Source organism: Pseudobutyrivibrio sp. 49, from assembly GCF_900100545.1.
Lineage (GTDB): Bacteria > Bacillota > Clostridia > Lachnospirales > Lachnospiraceae > Pseudobutyrivibrio.
On the sequence record NZ_FNDP01000005.1, the window covers coordinates 132,043 to 158,317 of the forward strand.

Annotated in this window: 21 protein-coding genes; all 21 read right to left on the reverse strand. The window is 40.6% G+C overall.

What is annotated here, in order from left to right; genetic code table 11:
• Complete coding sequence (gene uvrB / locus BLP54_RS06730; RefSeq protein ID WP_090167983.1) at positions 1-1,980, reverse strand: excinuclease ABC subunit UvrB; 1,980 nt, start codon at positions 1,978-1,980, stop codon at positions 1-3.
• Between the two features lie 137 nt (positions 1,981-2,117).
• On the reverse strand, positions 2,118-3,584 hold the full coding sequence (locus BLP54_RS06735) for a methyl-accepting chemotaxis protein (protein ID WP_090167985.1): 1,467 nt from the start codon (positions 3,582-3,584) through the stop codon (positions 2,118-2,120).
• A gap of 89 nt (positions 3,585-3,673) precedes the next feature.
• Entirely contained in the window at positions 3,674-4,411 is a 738-nt protein-coding gene (locus BLP54_RS06740) for an alpha/beta hydrolase (RefSeq protein WP_090167988.1), read from the reverse strand.
• Between the two features lie 66 nt (positions 4,412-4,477).
• Positions 4,478-4,738, reverse strand: coding sequence for a DUF1292 domain-containing protein (locus BLP54_RS06745; RefSeq protein WP_072913388.1), 261 nt, complete (start codon positions 4,736-4,738; stop codon positions 4,478-4,480).
• Positions 4,739-4,922: 184 nt separating this feature from the next.
• Positions 4,923-5,765, reverse strand: coding sequence for a sugar ABC transporter permease (locus tag BLP54_RS06750; protein WP_176754489.1), 843 nt, complete (start codon positions 5,763-5,765; stop codon positions 4,923-4,925).
• Positions 5,765-7,177 (reverse strand): carbohydrate ABC transporter permease, encoded by a 1,413-nt coding sequence (locus BLP54_RS06755; protein ID WP_090167993.1) that lies wholly within the window; start codon positions 7,175-7,177, stop codon positions 5,765-5,767. Before BLP54_RS06755 ends, BLP54_RS06750 begins: the two co-directional genes overlap by 1 nt.
• 151 nt (positions 7,178-7,328) lie before the next feature.
• Positions 7,329-8,612: an extracellular solute-binding protein gene (locus tag BLP54_RS06760; protein WP_090167996.1), complete on the reverse strand. Its 1,284-nt coding sequence runs from the start codon at positions 8,610-8,612 to the stop codon at positions 7,329-7,331.
• Between the two features lie 153 nt (positions 8,613-8,765).
• Positions 8,766-9,755 carry a LacI family DNA-binding transcriptional regulator gene (locus BLP54_RS06765; RefSeq protein ID WP_090167998.1) on the reverse strand — a complete coding sequence of 330 codons (990 nt, stop codon included), beginning with the start codon at positions 9,753-9,755 and terminating at the stop codon, positions 8,766-8,768.
• A 144-nt stretch (positions 9,756-9,899) separates the two neighbouring features.
• Positions 9,900-11,351 (reverse strand): methyl-accepting chemotaxis protein, encoded by a 1,452-nt coding sequence (locus BLP54_RS06770; RefSeq protein WP_176754490.1) that lies wholly within the window; start codon positions 11,349-11,351, stop codon positions 9,900-9,902.
• Between the two features lie 120 nt (positions 11,352-11,471).
• Entirely contained in the window at positions 11,472-12,161 is a 690-nt protein-coding gene (locus tag BLP54_RS06775; RefSeq protein WP_242870648.1) for a class I SAM-dependent methyltransferase, read from the reverse strand.
• 2 nt (positions 12,162-12,163) lie between these two features.
• A complete protein-coding gene (locus BLP54_RS06780) occupies positions 12,164-13,666 on the reverse strand; it encodes a nicotinate phosphoribosyltransferase (protein WP_090168004.1) in 1,503 nt (500 codons plus the stop codon).
• Between the two features lie 22 nt (positions 13,667-13,688).
• Positions 13,689-14,828, reverse strand: coding sequence for a cation diffusion facilitator family transporter (locus BLP54_RS06785; RefSeq protein ID WP_090168006.1), 1,140 nt, complete (start codon positions 14,826-14,828; stop codon positions 13,689-13,691).
• 121 nt (positions 14,829-14,949) lie between these two features.
• Entirely contained in the window at positions 14,950-16,653 is a 1,704-nt protein-coding gene (gene ptsP, locus BLP54_RS06790; RefSeq protein WP_028247564.1) for a phosphoenolpyruvate--protein phosphotransferase, read from the reverse strand.
• A 37-nt stretch (positions 16,654-16,690) separates the two neighbouring features.
• Positions 16,691-16,954: an HPr family phosphocarrier protein gene (locus BLP54_RS06795; RefSeq protein WP_028247563.1), complete on the reverse strand. Its 264-nt coding sequence runs from the start codon at positions 16,952-16,954 to the stop codon at positions 16,691-16,693.
• A gap of 211 nt (positions 16,955-17,165) precedes the next feature.
• Positions 17,166-19,073: a PTS fructose transporter subunit IIABC gene (locus BLP54_RS06800; RefSeq protein ID WP_090168008.1), complete on the reverse strand. Its 1,908-nt coding sequence runs from the start codon at positions 19,071-19,073 to the stop codon at positions 17,166-17,168.
• Positions 19,074-19,117: 44 nt separating this feature from the next.
• Positions 19,118-20,026, reverse strand: coding sequence for a 1-phosphofructokinase (pfkB, locus tag BLP54_RS06805; RefSeq protein ID WP_090168010.1), 909 nt, complete (start codon positions 20,024-20,026; stop codon positions 19,118-19,120).
• Positions 20,027-20,050: 24 nt separating this feature from the next.
• A complete protein-coding gene (locus tag BLP54_RS06810) occupies positions 20,051-20,803 on the reverse strand; it encodes a DeoR/GlpR family DNA-binding transcription regulator (protein WP_090168011.1) in 753 nt (250 codons plus the stop codon).
• Between the two features lie 160 nt (positions 20,804-20,963).
• The gene (locus BLP54_RS06815; RefSeq protein WP_090168014.1) at positions 20,964-24,005 is read right to left on the reverse strand and encodes an EAL domain-containing protein; all 3,042 of its coding nucleotides are present in this window, start codon (positions 24,003-24,005) and stop codon (positions 20,964-20,966) included.
• Positions 24,006-24,403: 398 nt separating this feature from the next.
• On the reverse strand, positions 24,404-25,507 hold the full coding sequence (locus BLP54_RS06820; RefSeq protein WP_090168016.1) for a hypothetical protein: 1,104 nt from the start codon (positions 25,505-25,507) through the stop codon (positions 24,404-24,406).
• A gap of 218 nt (positions 25,508-25,725) precedes the next feature.
• A complete protein-coding gene (locus BLP54_RS06825) occupies positions 25,726-25,884 on the reverse strand; it encodes a hypothetical protein (protein WP_176754491.1) in 159 nt (52 codons plus the stop codon).
• A 30-nt stretch (positions 25,885-25,914) separates the two neighbouring features.
• Positions 25,915-26,271: a hypothetical protein gene (locus BLP54_RS06830; protein ID WP_090168018.1), complete on the reverse strand. Its 357-nt coding sequence runs from the start codon at positions 26,269-26,271 to the stop codon at positions 25,915-25,917.
• Between the last annotated feature and the right edge of the window lie 4 nt (positions 26,272-26,275).

Sequence of the window (26,275 nt, forward strand, 5' to 3'; positions counted from 1 at the left end):
TTATAACTCCAATAACATATTCTTTAACTCTACCATCTTGTCACGATACTCAGCCGCTGCTTCGAAGTTGAGCTCTGCGGCAGCCTTCTGCATCTTCTTCTGAATATCTGCAATAAGCTTTTCAAGCTCCTGCTTATCCATCTCTTCTGGGTCCTTCTTAAACTGCATTTCCTTCTTTGCAATGTCCTTGGAAATGGAGATAAGCTCTCGGACAGATTTCTGAATGGTAGTAGGAGTGATTCCATTGGCCTCGTTGTAAGCCTTCTGAATCTCGCGACGACGCTCTGTCTCTGAGATAGCTTTTTCCATGGACTCTGTCATGGTGTCGGCATACATGATAACATGGCCCTCTGAGTTTCTGGCAGCACGTCCGATAGTCTGAATAAGTGAGCGCTCACTACGAAGGAAGCCCTCCTTATCAGCATCCAAAATAGCCACCAGTGTAATCTCTGGAATATCCAGACCTTCTCGAAGAAGATTGATTCCAACAAGTACATCAAATACATCCAGGCGCAGGTCACGGATGATTTCCGCACGCTCCATGGTGTCGATGTCGGAATGCATGTATTTAACCCTGACTCCAAGCTCTGCCAGATAATCTGTAAGATCTTCTGCCATGCGCTTGGTAAGGGTGGTAATCATAACCTTATTTTTCTTTGCTGTTTCCTTCTTAATTTCGTTGAACAGGTCGTCAATCTGACCTTCTACAGGACGAACCTCCACCTCTGGATCCAGCAAGCCTGTAGGACGGATAACCTGCTCTGTACGAAGCATCTCGTGCTCCTCTTCGTAGTCACCTGGTGTGGCACTTACGAACATAATCTGATCTATCTTTGATTCAAACTCACCAAAATTAAGTGGTCTGTTATCAAGTGCCGATGGAAGTCTGAAACCATACTCAACAAGTGTACGCTTTCGAGCCTGGTCGCCTGCAAACATACCACGCACCTGTGGCAGGGTGATGTGGCTCTCGTCCACGATGATAAGGAAATCATCACCGAAGTAATCAATAAGACACTTTGGCGGCTCTCCTGGCTGTTGATTAGTCATGTGACGGCTGTAGTTTTCGATACCGGAACAGAAGCCTGTCTCACGAAGCATCTCTATATCAAAATTAGTACGCTCACCAATTCGCTGAGCCTCTATTAATTTATCTTCTGACTTAAAATATTTAATTCTCTCATCCAGCTCCGCCTCGATGCTTGCGCAGGCTGAGTTAATCTTATCCTGCGGAATAACATAATGACTGGCTGGGAAGATAGCCACATGCTCCAGCTCACGTTTCACCTGACCTGTCATGATTTCTGTTTCGCATATACGGTCTATCTCGTCACCAAAGAACTCGATACGGATACCGTAATCGCTGGTGTTGGCTGGAATGACTTCCAATGTATCTCCACGGACACGGAATGTACCACGGGCAAAATCCATATCGTTTCTCATGTACTGAATATTAATCAGCTCGTGAATGACATCATCCCTGTCCTTAAAATCTCCTGGACGAAGGGACACCATCATGTTCTGAAAATCATCTGGCTCACCAATGCCATAGATACATGAAACAGAAGATACGATAATTACATCTCTTCTTTCAGACAGTGATGCTGTAGCAGAAAGACGAAGCTTATCTATCTCATCATTGATAGAGGAATCCTTTGCGATGTAGGTATCAGTACTAGGCACATAGGCCTCCGGCTGATAGTAATCGTAGTAGGATACAAAATATTCAACTGCATTCTCTGGGAAAAATTCCTTGAATTCGGAATAAAGCTGACCCGCAAGTGTCTTGTTGTGAGCAATAATAAGTGTGGGTTTATTCAGCTGCTCTATAACATTAGCCATGGTGAAGGTCTTTCCAGAACCAGTAACACCGAGAAGTGTCTGCATCTGATTTCCCTCTTTGAAACCACGGACTAAATCTTCTATAGCCTGAGGCTGATCGCCTGTAGGCTTAAACTGTGAATGTAATTTAAAATCCATATTTTCACCTAAACTATAAGTCCAACGGTACATGAATCATTATATCACAGACTTTATAAAATTCAAACATTTGTTTGCTTGTGCGCAATGAAAATAGGTCTGCAGCAAATGCCACAGACCATGTTATTTTTCTATTATCAATTGCTTGCTCTACTAATCTCAAGGATTGCATGAAGGATATCTTCTGTGCTCTTCATATCAGCCTCGCAGTCCTCACTAATTGTGATGCTGGATTCAGCTGATGCTGCAACCTCTTCTGATGTAGCTGAAAGATTACTGATAGCATCCATAACCTTTGTGTTTGCATCTACACAGGAATCAACATCCTCAGAAATAACTGTTGCACGTCTTGTTAAATCAGAAACCTTCTCAAGAATCTCCTTGAACTTGTCTCCTGTTTCCACAATCATCTCACCCTGCTGATTTGCTGAATCAACGGAACGCTGCATATTATCAGATGCAATATTTACCTTCTTGATAAGTTCATCGATCGTATTTGCAATTTCCTCAGCAGATTCCTTTGTGTGTTCTGAAAGAGCTCTAATTTCATCAGCAACAACCGCGAATCCCTTACCAGCCTCACCGGCACGGGCTGCCTCAATAGATGCATTAAGAGCTAACAGGTTTGTCTGTCCACTGATATCAAGAATGGTACTAACAATATCTTTAACTGTATCCGCTGACTGCTGCAAATCTGCTGTCATTGTAGCTGTCTCAGCATTAATTGCAGATGCTTCCTCCGACTTCTTTCTAAGCTCCTGTACAAGAGAATTACCATCGGTGATGTTCTCTGTAACCTCATCAGCATTACGTCTCATAGCCCGTGACTGATGAGCAATGTTTTCAAGTGACTCCGTAATGTTTGCATTCATTTCTGTCTGAGTCTGTACGGCCTCAGCGGTCATGGTAACTGATTCAGAAATCTGCTGTGCACTTTCTGCAGAAGACTGAACCTTTGTAGCTAAGCCCTCCATGGCGTCATTAGCATCCTCAAGCTTTGCTGCAATCTGTTCGCCTATTTCCTTCATGACTCTGGCGTTTTCTTCCTGCTGTCTTGCACCTTCTTCAATCTCTTCCAAGGACTCCCCATTATGCTTACTGTTAAGGCGTACATAGAAAATTGCCATCAAACTAATCAAAATCGAAAATACTAAATCCGTCGAAACTGCATGCCTTCTATCTTCAACTTCTACTGAATACTTGTAGAAAAGAGGAAGATATCCGGCGTTAATTGCTACTACCAATGCTGCTGTGGCCAACGTCAACGTATTATCCGCGAACAACAAAACCTCAATCAGAAGAGCTGGTCCAAAAGCCCAAATATAGGTGATGTGAACACTTCCCAGCATTACTACAAAGTAGCTACCTATAAGAGATGCCATCATCAGATATTTTCCGCGGTTTCTTTTGCTGTAACGAAGATAACTATAAATAAAAAAACCTGCAATTAAAGCCTGAATAACTAACATAACATTGGTGGTCAAAAAGCCTACTCGACTTGCCTGGTAGACGATAGTCGATAAAATTTCAAACACCATTATTATGGTTCCAAACTTAAATGCAAGTTTATTTCTTTCGTATACGTGTTTATCCTTTAAACTCATATTGCCTCCTATCACCAAACAATATGCTCCCGCTTAAAGAATATAGAAAAAAATTCAATTGTACAATTACTTTCACAAAAATTTCGAGATTATTCCATAAAATCTACTAGTTTTTCAACGGTTTGACGAGTCTGCTCCTCCACTGTGATAGAAGGGTTGCCGTCGTTCTTTTGTGGACCATAATCTCCAAAGTAAGCATGACATCCACCCTCGATAACATATTCCTGATAATCTGAAGGAAGATTCTTTAGACATTCGTTGTATCTGTCCATGTTTAAAACTTTATCCTGATCTCCACGAACTAAAAGAACCTTTAAATCATCATCTGTCAAATCATCTGTAGCATAAGCAGCTAAAAAGATAAGCCCATCAAATTCATCACTATGAATGTTTCCATACATGGAAGCCATGGCACCACCAAGGCTGTGACCTCCTAAATACCAGTGCTTGATTTCAGGATACATCTCTCTGATTCCACGAGCACCATTTGCATCCAAAAGTGCCATATAATGTGGCATTCTAACCATAATGCATTTTATTCCATGTTCTGCCAACTGTTCCAGTAATGGTGCATATGCATCCGGTTCCACAAGAGCTCCTGGGTAAAAAATAAATCCTGCTGTAGGATTTTCAGGTGTAAATTCTAATGTCTTTGTCTTATCGATAACAGTCACACCCTCCGCAGGATGTTTTACATATTCCTTAGCCCTATCTGTAGCCTCATATGCAGTTTGCAAAACAAGAGTTGCTTTTACGATAAAAACAACCCACAGGAGTATCACTATTATAATTTTTCTAAGTTTCGCACTATTAAATCTTTTCATCATTCTTTTGATTATAAAGTAAATGATTTAAAAATTAAATGACCAGCTCCGTCGAGCTGGTCAAAATTTTTAAATCATTTCCATGTATGCTTCTGCAATCCTGTTATAGTCAATCTGGTTAGTAATTTTTTCTACCTTAAAATCTTCTTCTCCAACCTTTACTCGATAGATAAAACATCCCTCATCACTAACTGTATCACCGTCAACTATAGCAGCAGCTACATAACCTTTGTTCTCAAACTCGAACTGGTCAATGACAGCCATTTCTACTTCATTGCCATCTTTCGTCTTTACAACAAAAGTAATATACTCTCTAAATTCATTGTCCATTGCGGGTTCCTCCTTAAAATTTCAGGATTGTAAATCCCCCCGTTTTATGGACATTATACTACATTATAATTGTGTAAAGAGTATACAAAAAATATGAAATATTATAGAAAAGCGCCCCTCGGTGGGGCGCATTTCACATATATTACATATAATTATCTTAAAGTCGACTCGACAAAAAATTTCCTTATCCCTTCACGGCTCCGCCAGTAACACCTTCTACGTAGAACTTCTGCATGATGATAAAGAGGATAGAGATTGGCACTGCAATCATTAATCCACCGCAACAGAAGTATGCGAAGTACTGGTTAACAAGAGCACGCTGTAATAAGTTGAACAGTCCGAGAGCCATTGTCCAGTCCGCTGCATTCTTTGACTTAATCATAAGACGAACCATTACGAAGTCCATCCAAGGATTAAGGAAGGAGTTGATGACTGTATAAACAATCATTGGCTTTGAAAGTGGCACTACAATCTTTGCGAAGATTGTTGCCTCTGATGCGCCCTCAAGCTTTGCTGCTTCGTGAAGTGAAGTAGGAATTGTATCGAAGAATCCCTTCAAAATCAGGTAACCAAGACCTGATGCACCTGAATAAAGGATAATAAGTCCTACTACACTATCAGTAAGTCCAAGCATCTTCAAAATGAAGTACATAGCAATCATTGAAAGTACGCCTGGGAACATTCCAAGGATGAGTGAAAAGCTCATAAGCTTCTTTCTACCCTTAAATTCAATAAATGAAAATGCGTAAGCTGTCATGATTACAAATATTGAAGAAACAAGACAGCTAAAGACACCGATAATCATTGAATTCTTAAACCACGCAGGGAAATTTGCTGCTGCATCTGGCTCAAAGAAAAGCTGATGATAGTTTGCAAGTGTCCAATGTGCCGGGAAGAAGTGATTTGTATTAATTCCCTTTTCCACACCAAATGTTGTTACTACCAACCAAAAAACTGGTATCAACCAAATAAATGCAAGTACTGCAAGAACAATATGTCTTCCGACTATTTTCCATGTTTTTTTCATTATCTGTATACCCCCTCTTTATCTCCACCTATCATTCTTGAGAAAGTAAGAAGTGAAAGGGCCGCACAAACTACGAATGTTACAATACCAATTACTGATGCCATCTTGAAGTTACTGTACTCATTTGTAAGTCTGAATAACCAGGTGATAAGCAAGTCAACCTCGTTGGCATGTGAATTAGCCATAGCCATATTTGTTGTCTGGTAATTGTATGTAAGTAAGTAAATAACATTAAAGTTATTAATATTACCGATAACTGACTGAATAAGTGATGGGCCTGTAATAAACATTACATAAGGCATTGTTATCTTCCAGAAAATCTGGAACTTGTTTGCACCATCAATCTTTGCAGATTCAATCTGGTCTGATGGAATATTCATAAGAATACCTGTAGCAACAAGCATCTGATAAGGAATACCTACCCATATATTTACAAGAATAATTGTTATGTGTGCCCAACCTGGACGTGATAAAAATGGGATGAAGGAATCTGCCGCATTAAGCAATCCAATGTTCTTGAAGAAATCAAGGATTCCTACATTTGAGCAAAATGTATTTACGATACCATTATCACCAAACATCTTACTGATAAGAAGAAGTGTAACGAACTGTGGAATACCGATTGTGATTACAAAAAGTGTTCTCCACATTCCCTTAAATTTAGTGTCCTCATGGTTGATAAACTGAGCAAGAAGAATACCGCCAAGGAAGGTTGTTGCTGTTGCAAGAACAGCCCAAATCAATGTCCAAATTAATACTCTTACAAAAGCGTAACCAAATGTGATTGTCTGGCTTGTTGTAAAAAGATTTACGAAGTTTTTAATACCAACCCATGTAAACAAATATGTAGGTGGCTGATGATTTTCATCATAATTCGTAAATGCGATACATACCATAAATAAAATAGGTATGATGTTGATAAGAATTACGCCTAAGCTTGGGAGAGTAAGGAGGGTGATGTGGAATCTTTCATTTTTGAATGAAACAATATCATCTACAAATGTATTTAGCTTTTCACCGTTCTCCTGCATCTTCTGAAGGCAATATGTTGCTTTAATATTACCAATATATAATGCGATAAATGCAATAATTACCAGAATTCCAATAATTCCATAAAGGAGAATCAACAGAGAATTATCGTAATTATTAACAGTTTTTTTCATAGTTACAATATCAAAAATCTCTTCTCTCTGAACCGTTCCCAGAGTATTGAGCTTTGACATATAAGGTGCAAATACACCAAAAATTGATGCCAGCACTCCTATCTGGAGCACTGTCATGAGTATGCCGCGCACAAACTGCTTTCTTCCAAAGTAGCCTGCACCCATGATGATAAGGGAAAGCTTTACCCAGATGTCGCCGTGGGCTATTGCTTGCCCAAAGTCTTTAAAGTAATTACCGATTTTCTTCATACATAGTCCTCTTCATATAAAAGGCTTCCCCCTTATCAGGGGGAAGTCTACATCATACTAGCGGGAAGACGCAGCCATTATGATTGCCTTCGGCAAAGAGGCTGCGTCGTGGCAAACATTTTGCCTTCGCTCCGCTAGACAAAATACTTGCTTATTCTACAGGCTGTGTAATACCTGCTACAGCATCATCAAGTACCTGCTGGCTTACCTTGCCCTCAAGGATGTTCTTTCCAAGTGACTCTGCTGGTGTCCAGTAGTTGCCACCAACTCTCTGAAGCTGTGCAAATTCTGACTGAGCTGCAAGAGCATCAAGTGCTGGAGAAGAAGCCTTTGCAAGTGCCTCTGTGTTTGAAGGGCCCTCACCTGTTGCTTCGTAAACAGCTTCCTGAGATGTTGCGTTTGTAAGGTACTCAGCAAGAAGCATTGACCAACCTGTGTTCTCTGCGTATGCGTTAACACCTACGAACTTGTATCCTGAGTAAGAAGCCATCTGCTTGTCTTCACCATTTACCTTGAATGTAGGAAGCTTTGTGGCTGCATAGCCATCACCATAAGCCTCTGAGAATGCGTTTACATTCCATGTACCAGATACATAAGCTACAACCTTGCCATCGTTAAGGTTTGCAAGAAGGTCATCGTTTCCGTAGCTCTTGTATGCCTTAGAAGAAGCGATTTCCTGAAGTGCCTCTGCTGCCGCAAGACCTGTCTCATTGTTCCAATCACAGTTGTTTGACTGATCTTCGTTCTCTGTAAGGTTGCAACCAGCGCCCTTGAAGAATCCATATAAGTACCAGCCGTTTGCTGTCTCACAACCAACTTCCTTACCAAGCTCCTCAGCCTTTGCTGTAAGTGCTTCCCAAGAAGCTACATCTTCATCAGATAACTGATTCTTGTCATAGTATAAGAAATATCCATTAGAAGCTGTGAATGGATAGCCATACTGCTTTCCATCGTACTGTGCAGCCTCAACTGTTGCTGGAGTATCTGTCTCGTTCATATCGTATGTATACTGAGCTGCTACCTCGTTAAGAGCGCCTGCCTTAGCAAGTGCCTCAAGCTGATCATCTGGGAATACGAATACATCAGCTGCTGCCTCAACATCCTCTAACACTCTATCTTTCATATCAGCTTCTGAAACAGCACCAAGTGTGATGTTGAAATCTACATCTGGATACTGAGCTGCGAAATCATCGCAAAGCTTCTTCATAACTGTCTGATATTCTTCTGTCTCTGAGCACCAAAGGTCAATGTTTACTGTTCCCTCTGTTGCTGCAATAAGATTTGCAATTGCATCCTCTGTAGATGCCTCTGCTGTCTCCTCTGTAGACTCTGTTGAATCTGCTGCTGGTGTTTCCTCAGCTGCTGCACCGCATCCTACAAATGCAGAAACTGCCATTGTAGAAACAAGAAGTGCTGATACTAACTTTTTCTTCATGATTATTCCTCCATTTTTTACATGATATTTATACTCCCAGGTTGTCGTCATTGTGCAACCGGTTGTTCTTCATACATAATCCTATCCTTTGTAGCGTTTTTCGTCAACACAGCAAATTTAACGACTATTGTGTATCTTTTTTATTAATTTTTACTAAGTTGTGCTGTCGCGCATCTGAATGTTAAAGTCAGTCACTACCAAGTTTGTGACACTTTCACCATCTAGGTTGCGCATCAGAAGCTCAATACATTCACTTCCCAGTCTCTTTGCATCAAAATAAAGGCTGGTTATTGAAGGTTTTGATGTTGATAGTAAGTTAGAATCATAAAAGGAGCAAAGCTTTACATCCTCAGGCACAGAAATACCATCATTGTGGAGGCAGTTTAATACGGAGTTGCAAAGCATATCATCCATGCAGACAATACATTCTGCCCCCTCTGAAATAACCTCGCGCAACACAGAATCCATCCTTGCGCTTTTATGCATATTTAAGAAAATCAGACTTTCGTCTGCCTTAAGACCTTTGTTTTTAAAGCCATCTCTAAAGCCCTCTAAACGGCTGTGGGTTACATTAATATTTTCACCACCACCAATGAGAGCCATACGTGTAATCCCTTTATCAATAAGTGTTTCAATCATTCTTGATGCCGCGCCCTGGTTATCATGATCTACACAGAGCACCTCGTCATCCATAGGATTTCCCACTACTACATAAGGAATATTTGAAGCTTTCAAGAAATTAATAACCATGGAATCTCTCTCGCAACGGCTGACAATAACCGCATCAATCTTACGATTCTGAACAGCATGCTTCAAAGGTGTGATTCCATCGTTATCAGCAAGCAGGATAAGAACATCATAATCATAATCCATAGCTCTGTCGCAGACTCCTGTCATAAGAGTCTGGAAGTATGGCATCTCTCCCAAAGCAGAATCCGCAGGCACTACAAGCCCTACGTTGAAAGTACGATTGGCCGCAAGAGAGCGTGCTACAGCGCTAGGTCTGTAGTTAATCTCCTTGATATATTTATTAACTTTTTGTCTTGTTTCCTCGGAAATACGACCCTTGCCTGAAATTGCACGGCTTACCGTTGTCTTTGAAAGACCAAGCTCCTTAGCTATCGAATCTAATGTATGTCCCATATATTTTCCACCTCAGTACAAACCCTACCACAAGAAATCTCCGTTTGCAATCGGTTGCGCTATTTTTGTAAAAACAATACAAAAAGAGCCTCTGATTTTCGTCAGAGACTCTAAATCTGTTTCTTATTCTATTTCTGTCAATAATTAAAAATCATCACGATAATCATTCTGACTGCTATATGCACCAGTTGAATCATAGTCTGTAGTCTTTGGTCCACCTGGCATTGTGATGAACTTTGATGTCTTATCCATTAATGCGTTTGCTTCCGCAGAAAGCTCCTCAAATATCATCCTCATTTCATCCATATCAGTTGTCTCATTAATACCCATAGCATAGCTTTGTAAATTGATTGCTGAGAACTGAATATCTGAAATAATATCGTTGAAGGTTTCCTTGATTGAATTAACTGACTTGGCAATCTGATTCAATTCTCCTGGGAAGTTCTCAATATCCTCCACAATAAGATTTCCATTTTCCATCTCAGAAAGCACATAAGCCTGCTTGTCAATTACCTTTGACAAAGCCTCTAACACAATAGCTAGTTCATCCTGTAAATCACCAATCTCATCATTTGCTTCAGCGAAATTTAGCTTGGTAGAGAAATCGCCTTCCACGATTTTTTGCATTGCCGGATTAATCTTACCTAGAGGCTTCAGTACTCTTCTAACTGTAACTGTAATATCACCAACTGCTAGAATTGCACACAATATTGCCACAAACAAACTAATTCGAATTCCTCGATCCACATGCGAAAGAAAGTTAGACTCTGGATAGGCCACAGCCACTGTCCACCTGCTACCCTCAAGCGTTTGAGCTGAATATACCATTCTTTTACCTGTATAGTCAGGAGCTGTTATATATTTATCCTGCTTTGATGTGGATAAAATATCATCCAGTTCAGGCATAACATCCACTGCTGATGTTATATTTCCATTCTTTGGATTAAAATCGGCGTTTGGATGAGCGATTATATTATTTTTGCTATCTAAAAGGAACCCATAGGAACCATTTTCAAAATCTATCGAATTAATAAAATCCTGAACAGTTGCAATATCTGCATCAACAGCAACAACTCCAACTAGCATTGTTCCCCAATAAACAGGAGTGGCAACTGTTACCATCATGACGTCTGGTCGCGATGCGCTGGAATAAGGATCTATTACTACCGTATGGCCTAGCGCTTCTGCAGTCTTATACCAAACTCGTTCTCTAGGGTCTACCCCTTCAGCAAACTGAACTCCTCTAGCCATAGTCGCATTACCCAGTCTGTCTGAGAAATATACATAATAGAGCTCAGGATGATTCAATGCCACTCTGTCTACGACGGCTCGCACTGTAACCTCATTCAAATCACCTAAAGCAGTAAGAGAACTTGCCATATCTTCTGTAACAGTAGACATGTCCTTAATCCAATTCTGCACTTCGCCAGCACTCATTTGAGTAGCAAGCTCCAGCTTCATCTCCTGCTGCTCGATAATTCGTCGAGACAAATATATAAGATTAACAATAGTCATAACCGTGATAGTTATTGCAATTGCAATTACTACATGCCTAGTTATTCTTCTTCTGACTGTTGTACGCTTATTCTTTTTCATTTTTACCCTCTTTTTAAAGATACGCACACTACTTGTGTTATATATCATTGATTTTAGTATAAAAATAAGGGTATTCCGTGAACAAAAAATGCCATTTGATGAATTATACTCAAAGGCCCTTTATCTTGCGTAAACCATGCAATCGTACCTAATAGCTTTCCCCTCTAAACTGTAGCTTGGCTTTCTGTCAGCCAGATATGGTCCCTTGAGAGGACGTTTGATTACTATTCGCTTAGGTCCAGCCATCTCTGCTGCTTCTAACAGCTCATTTTCAGTGCTACATGGACTTTCAAGCCTTTGAATCAGCTGGAATTTCTTTTTAATCAGCCCGCTCTTCTGACGGGCTGGAAACATTGGGTCAAGAAGAACAATATCCGGCGTATAATCCAGATTCTTCATGCCCTCCACACTGTCTCCACAAATAAGCTCCATGCGACCTACTGCCGCCTTTAGCTCTGGAATTTCCGCTGCTCTTTCCATGCAATCCTGAAGAAGTACCGCTATTATCTCATCGAATTCATATAAACGTACCTGAAAGCCAGCCGCCGCTAAAATAAGGGAATCCTCACCAAAGCCTGCCGTGGCATCCACTAGAGTCTGAGGCATCTCCTGCCCCTTTATCCTTGCAGCCTTCACAAGCATCTCTCGCTGAAGATTACTCTGCTTTAATCTTGGAAGCATTTCCCTGAAATCTGCCATTATTTGAAGCTTGCCATCAGTAAGGCAAAGCCCTTGGTCCGAAAACACAAGGGCTAAATCATGCTGCGCAAGCTTTGTATTATATTCTTTAATCTGTAAATCTGATATCAATCTTATTTATCCTCTTCACGTAAGAGTTCCATCTTCATGTTATAGTATGCAGGAGTCATATCCAAATAGTGCTTATGCGGATTCTCGAAACGTTGCTCCTCAGGCCATACACTGGTCTCCAGCTGTTCCTTTACTCTTGCTCTGATTGTCTGAATATCCTCATCCTCACATGCTGCCTTGCCATCTCTGATAAGAGGCTTCTGAAGAAGATCTACTGTACAATTTTCAAATACATGAGTGCTCTTCCATGGCTGCTCTGGGTCTACGAATTTGTAACCACCAGCAACAGACATATCTACCAGCTCTCCCTTGATTGCAAGCATATCTGCTACTGCTCTTCCGTGCTCATCCTTAACTCGATATACATCCTTGAGACCAGGATTAGTAATCTTCTCCACTGTCTCAGAAATCTTAATCTTTGGAATAGTCTTTCCAGTCTTGGCATCTGTAACTGCGCAAAGCTTATATACCGCACCAAATACAGGCTCAGATTTTGCTGTGATAAGACGCTCGCCAACACCAAAGGAATTAACCTGACCACCCTGCTGAAGAATAGATGTGATGGTGTACTCATCAAGTGAGTTACTTACGATAATCTTAGCGTCTGTAAAGCCCGCAGCATCAAGCATCTGACGAGACTTCTTTGTAAGATATGCCAAGTCACCTGAGTCAATTCTGATACCAAAGCTCTTTGACTTGATACCTGCATCCTTCATCTCCTGGAATACCTTTATAGCATTAGGTACACCTGACTTAAGAACATTATAAGTATCTACAAGAAGAATACAGTTGTTAGGGTAGCTCTTTGCAAAGCTTCTGAAAGCCTGAAGCTCTGATGTACCATAATCATTATCATCACTTGTAAAATACATTACATAGCTGTGGGCCATTGTTCCGCCAATTGGAATCTCAAAATACTGACCTGCAGAAACTGTTGCAGTACCTGCAGCACCACCAATATAAGCTGCTCTTGCTCCGTAAATTGCTGCATCGTTATTATGTGCACGTCTTGCGCCAAAATCTGAAACAGCACGACCTGCAGCGGCTCTTACAATACGGCTGGCCTTTGTAGCTATAAGAGACTGATGATTTACCTGAGCAAGAATCTCAGTCTCCACCAACTGTGCCTCAATAATAGGAGCTGTAACAGTGATAATAGGCTCATTTGGATACATGATAGTTCCCTCCGGGAATGCATCCACATCGCCTGTAAATTTGAAATTCTTCAGGTACTCTAAAAAGTCCTCTGTAAAATGACCTACACTTCGAAGATAAGCAATATCCTCATCTGTGAAGTGCATATTTAAAAGATAATCCTTAATCTGCTGAAGACCTGCAAAGATTGCAAAACCGCCCCCATCTGGATTCTTTCTGTAAAATACATCAAAACTTACCATTGTTTTTGGATCGATGGTTGGATCATTGAAATATGCGTTGGCCATAGTCAACTCATACTCATCCATCATCATGGTAAGATTTCTTTCTTTGTCCTGTGTCTGTTTCATTACTCGATTCTCCTGTCTTATCCTAGTCTGCCACATCTACATCAGCGGCAATCTGAATATCGTATTCTGGGTACTCTGCAAGTACTTCATTATGTATAATCTCAACACCTTCAGTGTGAACTATTTCAAAGCTGAATACTACGTCAAAGCGCATTTCTTTTGTCTCTGTATTAACATAAAAGCCATGTAACTGAAGCGCCCATTCATGCTGCTTAACAATCTCGAGAACTCGGTTACGAATGCGAGCCGCTTCGTCATTCTTAGTGTTATATGAATACACACCAACACCTGTCAGGACAACTCCTGTCTCCTTGAATACCTTTGCCTGTATACGACGTGTAAGATTATCCACCTCTTCTACAGTCATAACATCCGGCAACTCAATATGTACAGAACCGAAAAATTTATTTGGACCATAGTTATTAAGCACTAAATCGTAAGCCCCGCGAACCTCTGGCTCCTCACAGATAAGTCTCTTGATACCAACGGTAAGCTCTCTGTCTGGGCGACGTCCAAGGATATCATCAAGAGTATCTGACATCATTTCCCAACCAGCCTTTACGATGATTAAGGAAATAATCACACCTAACCACGCCTCAAGTGAAATACCAAAAGCAATATATATTATAGCCGAAAGCAAAACAGATGTAGAAATAATAGCATCAAAACTTGCGTCTGCTCCCGAAGCTATAAGAGCGCTGGAATTCACTTTTTCGCCTGTTGATTTTACGAATCTTCCAAGGAAAAATTTCACAAAAATAGCTGCCACGAGAACAACTAATGTAAAAGTCTCATATTTTACCTCAGTTGGATGAACAATCTTAAGAATAGATTCATTCAACGATGTAAGACCTGCATAAATAATAATTGCTGCTACTAAAAGAGCACTTAGGTATTCTGCACGTCCGTGGCCCATAGGATGCTCCTTGTCAGGCATCTTACCTGCCAGCTTGGTACCTATAATTGTAACTACAGACGAAAGAGCATCTGATAAATTATTCACTGCATCAAGAATAATGGCGATAGAACCTGATAATAAACCTACCAGTGCCTTAAATCCTGCCAGAAGAAGATTGGCAATTATTCCTATGATACTTGTTCTAACAATGACCTGGTTTCGATTATCTACTGCGTCCGCTACGTTCATGTTTGTATTTTTCATATTCACCTCATCCGGCCCTATGGGCCACCTTCCCCTCAAGGGAAAGGCTTTTTATAATAAAAAAACCTTGAGCAACTAAATTGCTCAAGGTTTATTATACCATTTCTTGATTTAATTCACATTATTTTGCAGAAGCCTTAAGAAGAGCTACTACCTCAGCCTCTGTTGAAAGGCTAAGAGCCTTCTCTGCTAAAGCATCAGCCTCAGCCTTAGACCACTTAGAAATAATGCTACGGGCTGTAAGTACGAGAACTGGGTTCACTGAGTACTCATCAAGTCCGAATGACATAAGAAGTGGAATCATGAGTGGATCTGCTGCTGCCTCACCACACATACCAACTGGAATACCAGCTGCGTTACCAGCCTGAATAATGTTCTTGATTGAACGAAGAACTGCTGGCTGAAATGCTGAGTAAAGGTATGCAACATTTGCATTTCCTCTATCAACACTCATTGTATACTGAGTTAAGTCGTTTGTACCAATTGAGAAGAAATCTGCTTCCTTTGCAAGAAGATCAGCAATAAGTGAAGCTGCTGCTGTCTCAACCATGCAACCAACCTCGATGTTCTCATCGTACTTGATGCCCTCTGCCTTAAGCTCCTGCTTGCACTCTTCAACAAGAGCCTTAACAGCACGAACCTCATCAACACAAGTAACAAGTGGTACCATAATCTTAACTTTTCCATAAGCGCTGGCTCTGAGGAGACCTCTGAGCTGTGTCTTATAAATATCTTTATTAGCTAAGCAGTAACGAACTGCTCTGTATCCTAAGAATGGATTCTCTTCCTTCTCAAGACCAAGATAAGGGATATCCTTATCACCACCAATATCAAGAGTACGGATAATGACTGTCTTACCAGCCATAGTCTCAACGGCTTCCTTGTAAGCCTCGAACTGCTCATCCTCTGTTGGAAGATGTGGCTTGTCCATGAATAAGAACTCTGAACGGAAAAGGCCGATACCTTCACCGTCACATTCGATAGCCTTCTTAGCGTCCTTAGGTGTTCCAATGTTGCAGAAGAGCTCTACTCTGTCTCCGTCAGCTGTAACTGTCTCCTTACCGAAGAAGTTCTTAAGCTCAGCCTGAGCACGGATAAACTCTTCACGCTTGATAACGTACTTCGAAACTACGTCACCATCTGGATTGATATATACATCACCCTCTGTACCGTCGACGATAGCAGTATCCTTGTCCTTAACAAGCTCTGTAATTCCAGGAACTGAAAGGACAGCAGGTATCTCTAAGGCTCTTGCAAGAATAGCAGAATGTGAAGTCTTACCTCCAACCTCTGTGATAATACCAACAACATTCTCTTTAACAATCTGAGATGTCATAGAAGGTGTCAGATCGTGGGCAACTAAAACAGTGCCTGGAGCAACCTTACTAATATCAACATCTTCTACCCCAAGTAAAATCTTAAGCAAGCTAATCTTGATATCAGAAATATCTGATGCACGCTGACGCATCATATCGTCTTCCATCTTAGAGAACATGCCAATGAACATATCGCAAACAGCTGTAACTGCTGCTTCTGCACACTGACCAGCCTCAATCATCTTAGTCATCTCACCAGCCATTGTTGGATCGTTGATCATAGCTAAGTGACCTTCCATGATTTCAGCCTCTTTTGGACCGATGTTCTTTCTAATATTCTCAGCCATTTCAGCTGTCTCAGCCTTGAACTTATCAATAGCTGAATTAAATCTTGCTTTCTCTGCATCTGTATCATCAATGTGCTTTGACTCAAAAGATAAGTCGCGCTCTACGATGAGGCAGATACTACCAATACCTATTCCTCTAGATGCTTCTATGCCCTTGTACATAGATGTTCCTCCCTCTAAATATGAATAGTGTAACGAATTAGTCTCCTAAACCGCTCTCTACGAGCTCAACAGCCTTAGCAAGTGCAGCTTCCTCATCAGAACCATCACAGATGATCTCGATCTCTGCTCCACACTTAATGCAAGCTGCCATAAGCATCATAACGCTCTTTCCATCGTACTGCATACCATTGTATCCAATCTTAACATCTGACTCAAATGGTGTAACAGCTGCGCTGAAAACTGTAGCTGGACGCATGTGCATACCCTGCTCGTTTGTAACCTTAACTACTTTTGAAACCATAAATATCTCCTTTCGTTTCAACGTACTAATTAATCCCTAAAAAAGTACATTTATATACTTTATAGAAAAACAACCTATTTGTCTATTATTGTTTCTCTAAAAAAAATATAAGTTTTTGTCAAATAAATAACAAAAATAAACAAAAACCCATTCCGAGAGGAAGCCCCCTCGGAATGGTATGAAAGCTTATAATATTATTTCTTCTATATTATTAGTCTTCTACTGTCTTCTTTAATACACCAAGTAGTACGCAGCTAACTGCTGAACCAATTGCAAGAGCTACAAGGTAAAGTACAGCATGACCAACTACTGGGAATACGAAGATTCCACCGTGTGGAGCCATAAGTGTGCACTTGAATGCCATTGAAAGAGCACCTGCCACGCCTGATCCAACCATAAGAGATGGGATAACGTGAAGTGGATCTGCTGCTGCATAAGGGATAGCACCCTCTGTGATGAAGCAGAAGCCCATGATAAAGTTAACTGGACCAGCCTTTCTCTCAGCAACTGTAAACTTCTTAGGGAAGATAAGTGTAGCAAGAGCGATAGCGATTGGAGGAACCATACCACCAACCATAACTGCTGCCATAATCATCCAGCCTACTTCGTTCTGCTCTGCAAGAGCAGCTGTACCGAATACATATGCTGCCTTGTTAAGTGGACCACCCATATCTGTAGCCATCATAGCACCAAGGATGATTCCAAGAGGAATAAGTGATGTTGTTCCCATTCCTGTAAGAACACCTGAAATCCATGCGTTAAGGGCACCAACGATTGGGTTGATTGCGCACATTATAATACCGATTACTGTGATACCGCAAAGTGGGTAAATAAGTACTGGCTTGATACCTTCAAGAGACTGTGGAAGTACGTCGCAAACCTTCTCCAGCCACTTCATGAAGTAGCCTGCTGCAAAACCTGCTACTAATGCACCAAGGAAGGCTGATGGAATAGCTCCACCTGGGTTAGCGAATGTAGCTCCTGTTGATGCAAGAAGACCACCTACGAAACCAACTGCAAGACCTGGTCTGTCAGCAATTGACTGAGCAATGAAACCAGCAAGGATAGGAAGCATAAATCCAAATGCTCCACCACCAATTGTCTTGAACCAAGCAGCTACAGGTGTATTAGAACCGAAGTTGCTAGGATCAATTGAATAATCATCAAGCAAGAATGCGATAGCGATAAGGATACCACCACCAATAACGAATGGAAGCATGTGTGATACACCATTCATTAAGTGCTTGTAAAGCTGACGTCCTAATGTCTCGTTAGAATCATCTGCTCTCTTTGTAACTGCTCCTGTGTGATGATATACAGAAGCTGTCTCAGCCTTCTCGAAAAGCTTCTCTGGTGTGTGGATTGCTTCCTTTGTAGAAGCAAGCACAACCTTCTTGCCATCGAAAACGCTCATATCGATATTTTTATCACATGCAACGATAACTGCATCTGCCTCAGCGATTTCAGCAGCTGTAAGAGGATCCTTAGCTCCGCCAGAACCATCCTTCTCTACTCTGAAACCAATGCCAAGCTCCTTAGCCTTCTGCTCAAGAGACTCAGCAGCCATAAATGTGTGAGCAATACCTGTTGGGCATGCTGTAACTGCGACAATCTTCTTTGAACCAGAACCAGAAGTAGCCTTTACGCCAGAAGCTGCATCCTTCTCTGCTTCCTTCTTGTCGATAAGTCCAAGGAATTCATCAACTGTCTTAGCCTCTACAAGAGTCTTGCAGAATGCTGCATCCATAAGCATTGTCATAAGCTTAGAAAGCACCTCAAGGTGAGTATCTGCTCCACCCTCTGGAGCTGCAATCATAAATAAAAGATTGCTTGGCTTGCCATCAAGTGCCTTATAATCAACACCTGCTGGGCAAGTAATAGCTGTAACAGCTGCCTTTGCAACAGCTGCTGACTTTCCGTGAGGAACAGCGATACCATTTCCGATAGCTGTTGAACCCTTTGCCTCACGTGCAAGGATAGCCTCCTTGAACTGTGCTACGTCTTTCAAGTTACCTACAGAATCATGAAGTGCAATGAGTTGATCAATTGCATCGTTCTGGTCTTCTAACGCAACCTGAAGCTTGATCCCTTTAGGATCGATAAACTCTGAAATTTTCATATTCCCTCCTACATTAAAAACATTAATAAAATTTATATAAACATTTATTTCAATGTTTTATACAAAGCTTCGATATCAGCTGCCTTTGCAAGTCCGTCTGAGAAAGCTGTTGCTGAACCTGCTGCTGTACCCATCTTAAGTGCTGTGTCGTAATTCTTCTCCTTCATGTAACCTGCCACAAAGCCTGCTACCATTGAATCTCCAGCACCTACTGAATTTCTAACCTGTCCCTTTGGTACGCCGATGCGGTATCTCTGGCCATTTTCATCAACCAGCATAGCGCCATCGCCTGCCATTGAAATAAGAACGTTTCTCGCTCCCATTTCCTGAAGCTTTAATGCTCCTTCATATATCTCATCGTCTGTAGTAAGCACCTTTCCTACAATCTCGCCAAGCTCGAAGTTGTTTGGCTTGATAAGGAATGGATGATACTTAAGAACGTTTGTGAGCAAATCCTTTGTTGCATCAACAACAAACTGAATTCCCTTTCCATCGAGCGCTGAAAGAATTCTTTCATAAACGTCATCTGGAAGTGAATTTGGAATAGAACCAGCAAGTATAAGAACATCACCCTCAACTAACTTTGAAAGCTTATTAAAAAGTTCCATCTGAGATTCTTCATCAATCTTTGGTCCCTGAGCATTAATCTCAGTCTCCTCTGAAGCCTTAAGCTTTACATTGATTCTGGAATTGCCTTCTTTAAGCTTAATAAACTCTGCATCAATGCCCTGCTCGCGAACACCTTCCTCGATTGCTTTTCCTGTGAATCCTGCAACAAAACCAAGGGCTGTGCTCTTAACACCAAGCTCAGCTAAAACCATGGATACATTGATACCCTTTCCGCCGAAATAATACTCCTCACTAGCAGAACGATTTGTCATACCTGGGAGTAAATCTCCATCCATTCGTACTACATAATCGATTGCAGGGTTAAATGTAACCGTATAAACCATCTTCGTACCTCCGTATTCTATTTCCTATTCGCTACAGATTTTTACTGTAGTGTTGTTCATATAATCCTTTGATGGAAGCTTGTCTGTGATGATGGTGCAATCACCAATCTCTGCAAAAGTCACAGAATTAACTTCATCAAATTTCGTGTGATCCGCCAGAATAAATGACTTATATGCATGTCTGATGGCGGCTGTCTTAATCATGGCCTCATCAGCATCTGGTGTAGTGAAGCCTGCATGAACTGAAATTCCATTGGTACCCATGAACGCCTTCGTAAAATGATATTTACGAATGAACTCTGTACAATCTGGACCAACCACTGCCTCTGTGGAAGCCTTAAGTCTTCCCCCAATCATAATAACCTCAAGTCCTTTTTCCATAAGGATTCTCGCGTGAACAACACCGTTTGTGATGTATTTTGCTTTATGGTTATTAATAAATTCCAGCATGGCCAGTGTAGTGGTACCGGCATCGATATAAACAAAATCATTGTCCTGAATAAGACCAGCAGCATAGCGGCTTATATTGCCCTTTTCAGCGACGTTTTTCTGAACCTTTTGTTTAACGGCATCTTCTTTGGTGATGACATCCTTCGCTGAGATTGAAGTAGCTCCACCGAACACCTTTATTAATTTGTGAGAACGATTCAGTTCATTTATATCTCGTCTGATTGTGGCTGCTGATGTATCCAAAAGCTCAACAAGCTCATTTACAGATACAGCCTTCTTTTCATTGACGATTTCGATTATTCGTGTCCTTCTCTCTTCAGTAAGCATTCAATCACCACCCCTTTGAGCATTTCTGCTCATTTATGATTAATACAATCAAAATATAACATTAGTAAATCATGGTGGCAATCATAAATAGTCATATTCAATCACAAATAATCAAATTCCGTCATAATACACATTTTTCGCATTTTGTTTTTGTATACTATTACTCCTTTTTATGTTGTTCTTTCTCTGCGTACATCTCTTTATCAGCTGCTTCAAGGCAATCTCTCAGGTTTCCGTACTCTGAATAAACAGCTACACCTATCGATAGCTGAACATTTATAGAGTTGGTCGACATCTGATTTGCTCGATTTAATTCGGCTAGGATTTCCAGCTTTATGCTTTCAAGCTCTGCTGTATTTTTATGCTGATGAAGGATTACGAACTCATCACCACCAAACCTGAAAACTACACTATTATCAGATGCTACATGCTTCAAAATGTTGCTGACCTTCGTAAGCACCAAGTCACCATAATCATGGCCATACAGATCGTTGATTTGCTTGAACTTATCAATATCCACCATCATAAGTGCGAAATCTGTTTTGTCAGACTCATACTGATGCATAAATTTTTCAACTATCTCAGCAAAAGCACGTCGATTGTATAGTCCTGTAAGAGCATCTGTCATAGTTAAAAGTTCCAGCTTTTCCTGCTCCTTCAGTTCATCAGTAACATCCTTGAAATAGCCTACCAAACCAACTATTTTTCTATCCACAACGTAAGGCTGTTTGCTGGCTGCAATCTTTCTTACGCTACCTCTGACAATGCATTCTCCACGGACATTTTCGATAGTACGACCATTATTGATTACCTCCAGTTCATCCTTCTTGAAGGCGTCTGGATTTATGTGCCAACCCATGTCCTCATCTGTTTTTCCTATAATTTCCTGAACTGATTGAAGGCCATAGTAATCCAAAAACATCTGGTTTGCACCAAGGAATTTTCGCTCCCTGTCCTTCCAGAAAACACCTACAGGAATCAGCTGCAAAATGTTTTCAAATGTAGGATTCATGTTTATTGCATCAATTCTGCTATCCTCATCTAAATTACGTCTCTCCTGCTGGCTATCAGTCATACGCCTTGCAATTTCATTTGGCGCCTCGCTTACACAACAAAGCACACAATCGTTATTTTCAAAATGCATTATGGATAGAGTTACTGTCTTCCATACATAATTGTATCTGGAATCTAAAATTCTATAGAAGCCTACTACAGCACCACCTGGTTCCTCTGCAATTCTCGCCTCTATAGTATCCATATCAAACATCTCTCTAAAATAAGAACGGTCGTCCTCATGAACGAGGTGCTCGCATATTCCTTCTATAATTTCATGAGATTTCTTTTTTCCCTCATCAAAATCCGCGTGTAAGCGGCTGTCACTCAAATAAATATTCTCGTAGAAGTCATCATGTATTCCAAACAAATCAACACTTTCATACATGGAAATCATTGACTTGCTAATTGATGTAAGTCTATTATCGTAATCACTATTTCTAAAACGAGATAAGAGTCTGAAGGAAACCATGTATGCCTCACGCTTTCCACCCTGTGACGCACTCAAGTAACGTACTCGCATGTTAACAATTCGTCCACTGACAATGTAATCCATGCTTTCTGAAATGTTTTCAGCCTTACTGTGGGCGCAAATATCTATGAAATGATGGTACTGGAGCCATCTTGTATGCTCCTTGTTCAACATAAGCTCAATATCAGCCTCGTCCTTATATCCAAAGAGCTTCATGGTATTCATGAACTCTTCGTTGATATATTTAAAGCTCCAAATCTCGTCTTCTACAAACAATACCGCCAGCGGCAATGCACTTTCATCATCTGGATGTTCAACATTTTGAAGAGGATTCTGTTTTAAGATATCAACCTTTCCGATTTCATCATTAAAAAGACGATCCTCATATGACTCCAGCTTTCTTCCACTCTTCTTTATACTATCGAGACCCTCAAGATAAGGCATTGGTCTTCCGATGAGATAACCCTGAATCATTTCGCAGCCAATACTCTTCATGAAGTCGAACTGCTCCTGTGTCTCAACACCCTCTATAAGTGTGTGTGTGCCAAGATTCTTAATCATAGACACAATATGCCTAAGAATTATTTTGTCATTTTCTGTATCCTCGAAATCACGGAGGAAATCCATATCTATTTTTACAAGGTCAAACTTATAATTCTTTAAAAGATTCAGAGACGAATAACCGCTTCCAAAATCGTCCATCCATACTTCAAAGCCATGCTGACGAAGCCTGCCAACTTGAGCCATGATGTGCTCAGTGTTATCCATCAAGGCACTTTCTGTGATTTCCAGATGGAACATATTCTTTGGACATTTGTACTGACGAATCTTAGTTTCTAGGAATTCAACCAAATCCATAACCTCAAAATCAATTCTTGAAAGATTTATGGAAACTGGTACAGCAGGCATCCTTCCTTCCACCTCACGATGATATCGGCCGAACACCTCGTCAATTACAAACATATCTATCTTTTGAATCATTCTGTATTCTTCAAGAACTGAAATGAATTCATTAGGATAAACTATGCCCTTTACTGGATCCTGCCATCTTGCCAAGGCCTCCCACGCACAGACTTCTCCTGTAAACGAGCGCACTATTGGCTGATAGTATACCTTGATATATCGCTTTGCGATTGCCTCATCTACCCTGTCCAAAATATCCTGTTTACGCTGAATGCTTCCACCCAGTTCCTTGTCATAAACACGATATCCAACATCATATTTTTTCTTGATACTGATGCAGGCCATACGAGCCTTATCGCAGCATTTGATTACATCCTTTTCCTCACCATCATAGATGAAAATACCTGCCTTCAGCTCGACGCTTACGCTCTTTCGTATTAATTTGATTCTATCGCGGATAGATTTGATAGATTGAATAACCTGAATGGTGTTTACGCAAGCCACAAAATGATCCCCTGAAAAACGAGAGATCAGCTGGCCTTCAAATTCGTCTTTAAGAATATATGCGATGGATATTAATAGCTCATCACCAATTTCATATCCATAGTTTGCATTAAAGATTTTGAAATTTTCTAGATCAAAGAAAATGAATGCATATTCCTGACCTTCAGGGGCTGTATCTATTAAATTTTGGGCGCAAGCGAAGAAGGTCTGTTTATCCAACAAACCTGTCAATTCATCTGTTGACATTCTAAACTCACGAAAGTCCCCCATTAGTTGCACCCCTACTAGTTACATTTTGAGTCATTAGCATTCTATCATCCAATTGTGAACTTTCTATCTAATAAGTGTGTTGAGATTTGGTGTGACGCCACCTGGAAGTGAAATAAAATCCCTAGAATACAATAATTGAGCTGCCCTCCGGCCTCGGTATTCGAAGTCGAAAAGCAGCTCCTAAACGAAAACTGTGATATTCATTTATTAGGTCCTTTCTGCCGAATCATCCTTCAAAGTTACTTTCCCTTCGCATCATCCGATAAGACCTTTGCCAAACCTGATAACGGAGAATTGGTCCGCTTGCTTTGATGGACAATTCATTTTTGTTTTGTTACTTATATTATCGGATGATGAATTGGAAAGTTTATATATAACGGAAAAGTTTTTTATTTTTGTTAATCGTCACTTGGTGGTCCTGGCTCTGAGTTGTCATCTGGTGGTGGCGGCTCGTCGTCCTGGGTGGATTGATTTTCTTCAGAGGGTGGTTCTAGCTCTTGGTCTGAGTCTGGCTTTGTTTCAGATTCAGGTTCTAGTTCCGAAGGAGACTCAGGTTCTGGTTCTGATTCAATTTCAGGCTCTAAATCTGCATCAGGCTCTTCTGGCTCTTCATAAGGCTCTGTCTCTAGGATTTCGTTGTAAATTTCTATTTCTGGTGTTTTAAGTTCCTCTGGCATTACTGGCTCCATGTCCCATGTCAGTGTTACACGTGGTCCTACATAGATATCTTGCCAACGCCCCATTGGATTACAGTAGCCCACAAGACCAAAGGAATACTGATCAACCTCTGCCATCTCAACTTCAATTTTTACCGTTCCGTCTTCAATCAATGGTCGCTCATGACCTTCATTGTCTACAACCGCCATGTACATCTGGCAGGCTTCATCATCCCATGTGTATGGACTGCCTACCATCTCAATTTCACCAAGATTGGTAATCTGAGCTGTAACTGTAACCTTTACAGGCACCTCACTTTGGTTTAAAACCTCAAATCTGTCACTGTAGCGCGAGAAATCGTAATCTCTGTCATGATTTCTGAATAAGATTGTTGCGCCACTATCTACGCGACCACCACCGTATGCTGCTGCATCTGTTAGATATATAAGCTGCTCCGGATCGATAAAGAAATCCAGTGGAGATTCCCCTTCTTCTGGAAGAGAAGGGAAAATCACTGAGACTACAGGCTCTTTGTACTCTGGAGTTTCTGGAGTTTCTGGAGTTTCTGGAGTCTCTGGTGTCTCTGAAGCCTGTGGTGTCTCTTTATTTTCTGAATTTTCCCCTGCAGGAGTTGGCTGCTCCTCAGTTACTGGAGTTGTTTCTAGAATTGTATTTAGAATTAGTGTTGTGTCTGTTGTTTCTGCAGCTTCAGTTTCCTGCTTATCTTCTGCTGGTACTTCCTCAACTACTTCTTCTGGCTCACTTGCGAGCACATTAACTGGAGCTGCCAAAATAGCAACCATCACCAACACCTCTATACCCTTAATAAATCGATATTTCTTCATAGCAGTGCCTCGCAGATTATAAAACTACATACTAATCTGTTATAAGCATTATACTCCCTATGTGTTAAAAAACTTTGATGTGTAATATATATCGGATGATGGAGGTATTTTTGTAATTTGAAATCAGTTTTTCACTGTTTTAGTGAATTTAGGGTCTGTTTTAATAAAAAAACAGTGATTTTTCATCATTAAGATACCTAAAACAAACTACTGCATAATTATTTATTTTTACGTACTTCCTGTATTTCAGCATTAATTTCTTCTAAAGACATATCGGCAATTCCGTTCTCCTCAGCCCTTTTGCTAATTTCTTTCATTACTCGAATTGCATCATTATCATCTATTTCTGCACTATTTCTCATGTTTATACTATCCATATTGAATCTCCTTTCTCTTAATCCTCCCTTTTATAATTCCGCAAAACACTTAGCCCCAAAATCCTCAAACTTCACCCAATAATTATCCAAATGATTATTTCCATTATTCTTTTTGATATATAAATCAAAATCCATTTTGTCCATTCCCAATGCCTTGAGATGTTCTCTGTAAAACATGCAACCCTCGCGCATAGTTCTGCGCTGAAAAAACTGATTGAAGCTACCATAGGATACACCAAGCTTGGCTAATTCCCATGGATATAGCTTTCCTTTACTCATATCTTCAGCCTTTACAAGCTCGCGGTTCTTTATCTCAAAATCCATTAGTGGAGTGTCTATGTAATAAAGAATCCCCTTTAGATTATTTATTAATCTAACTTCTGCCATAGCT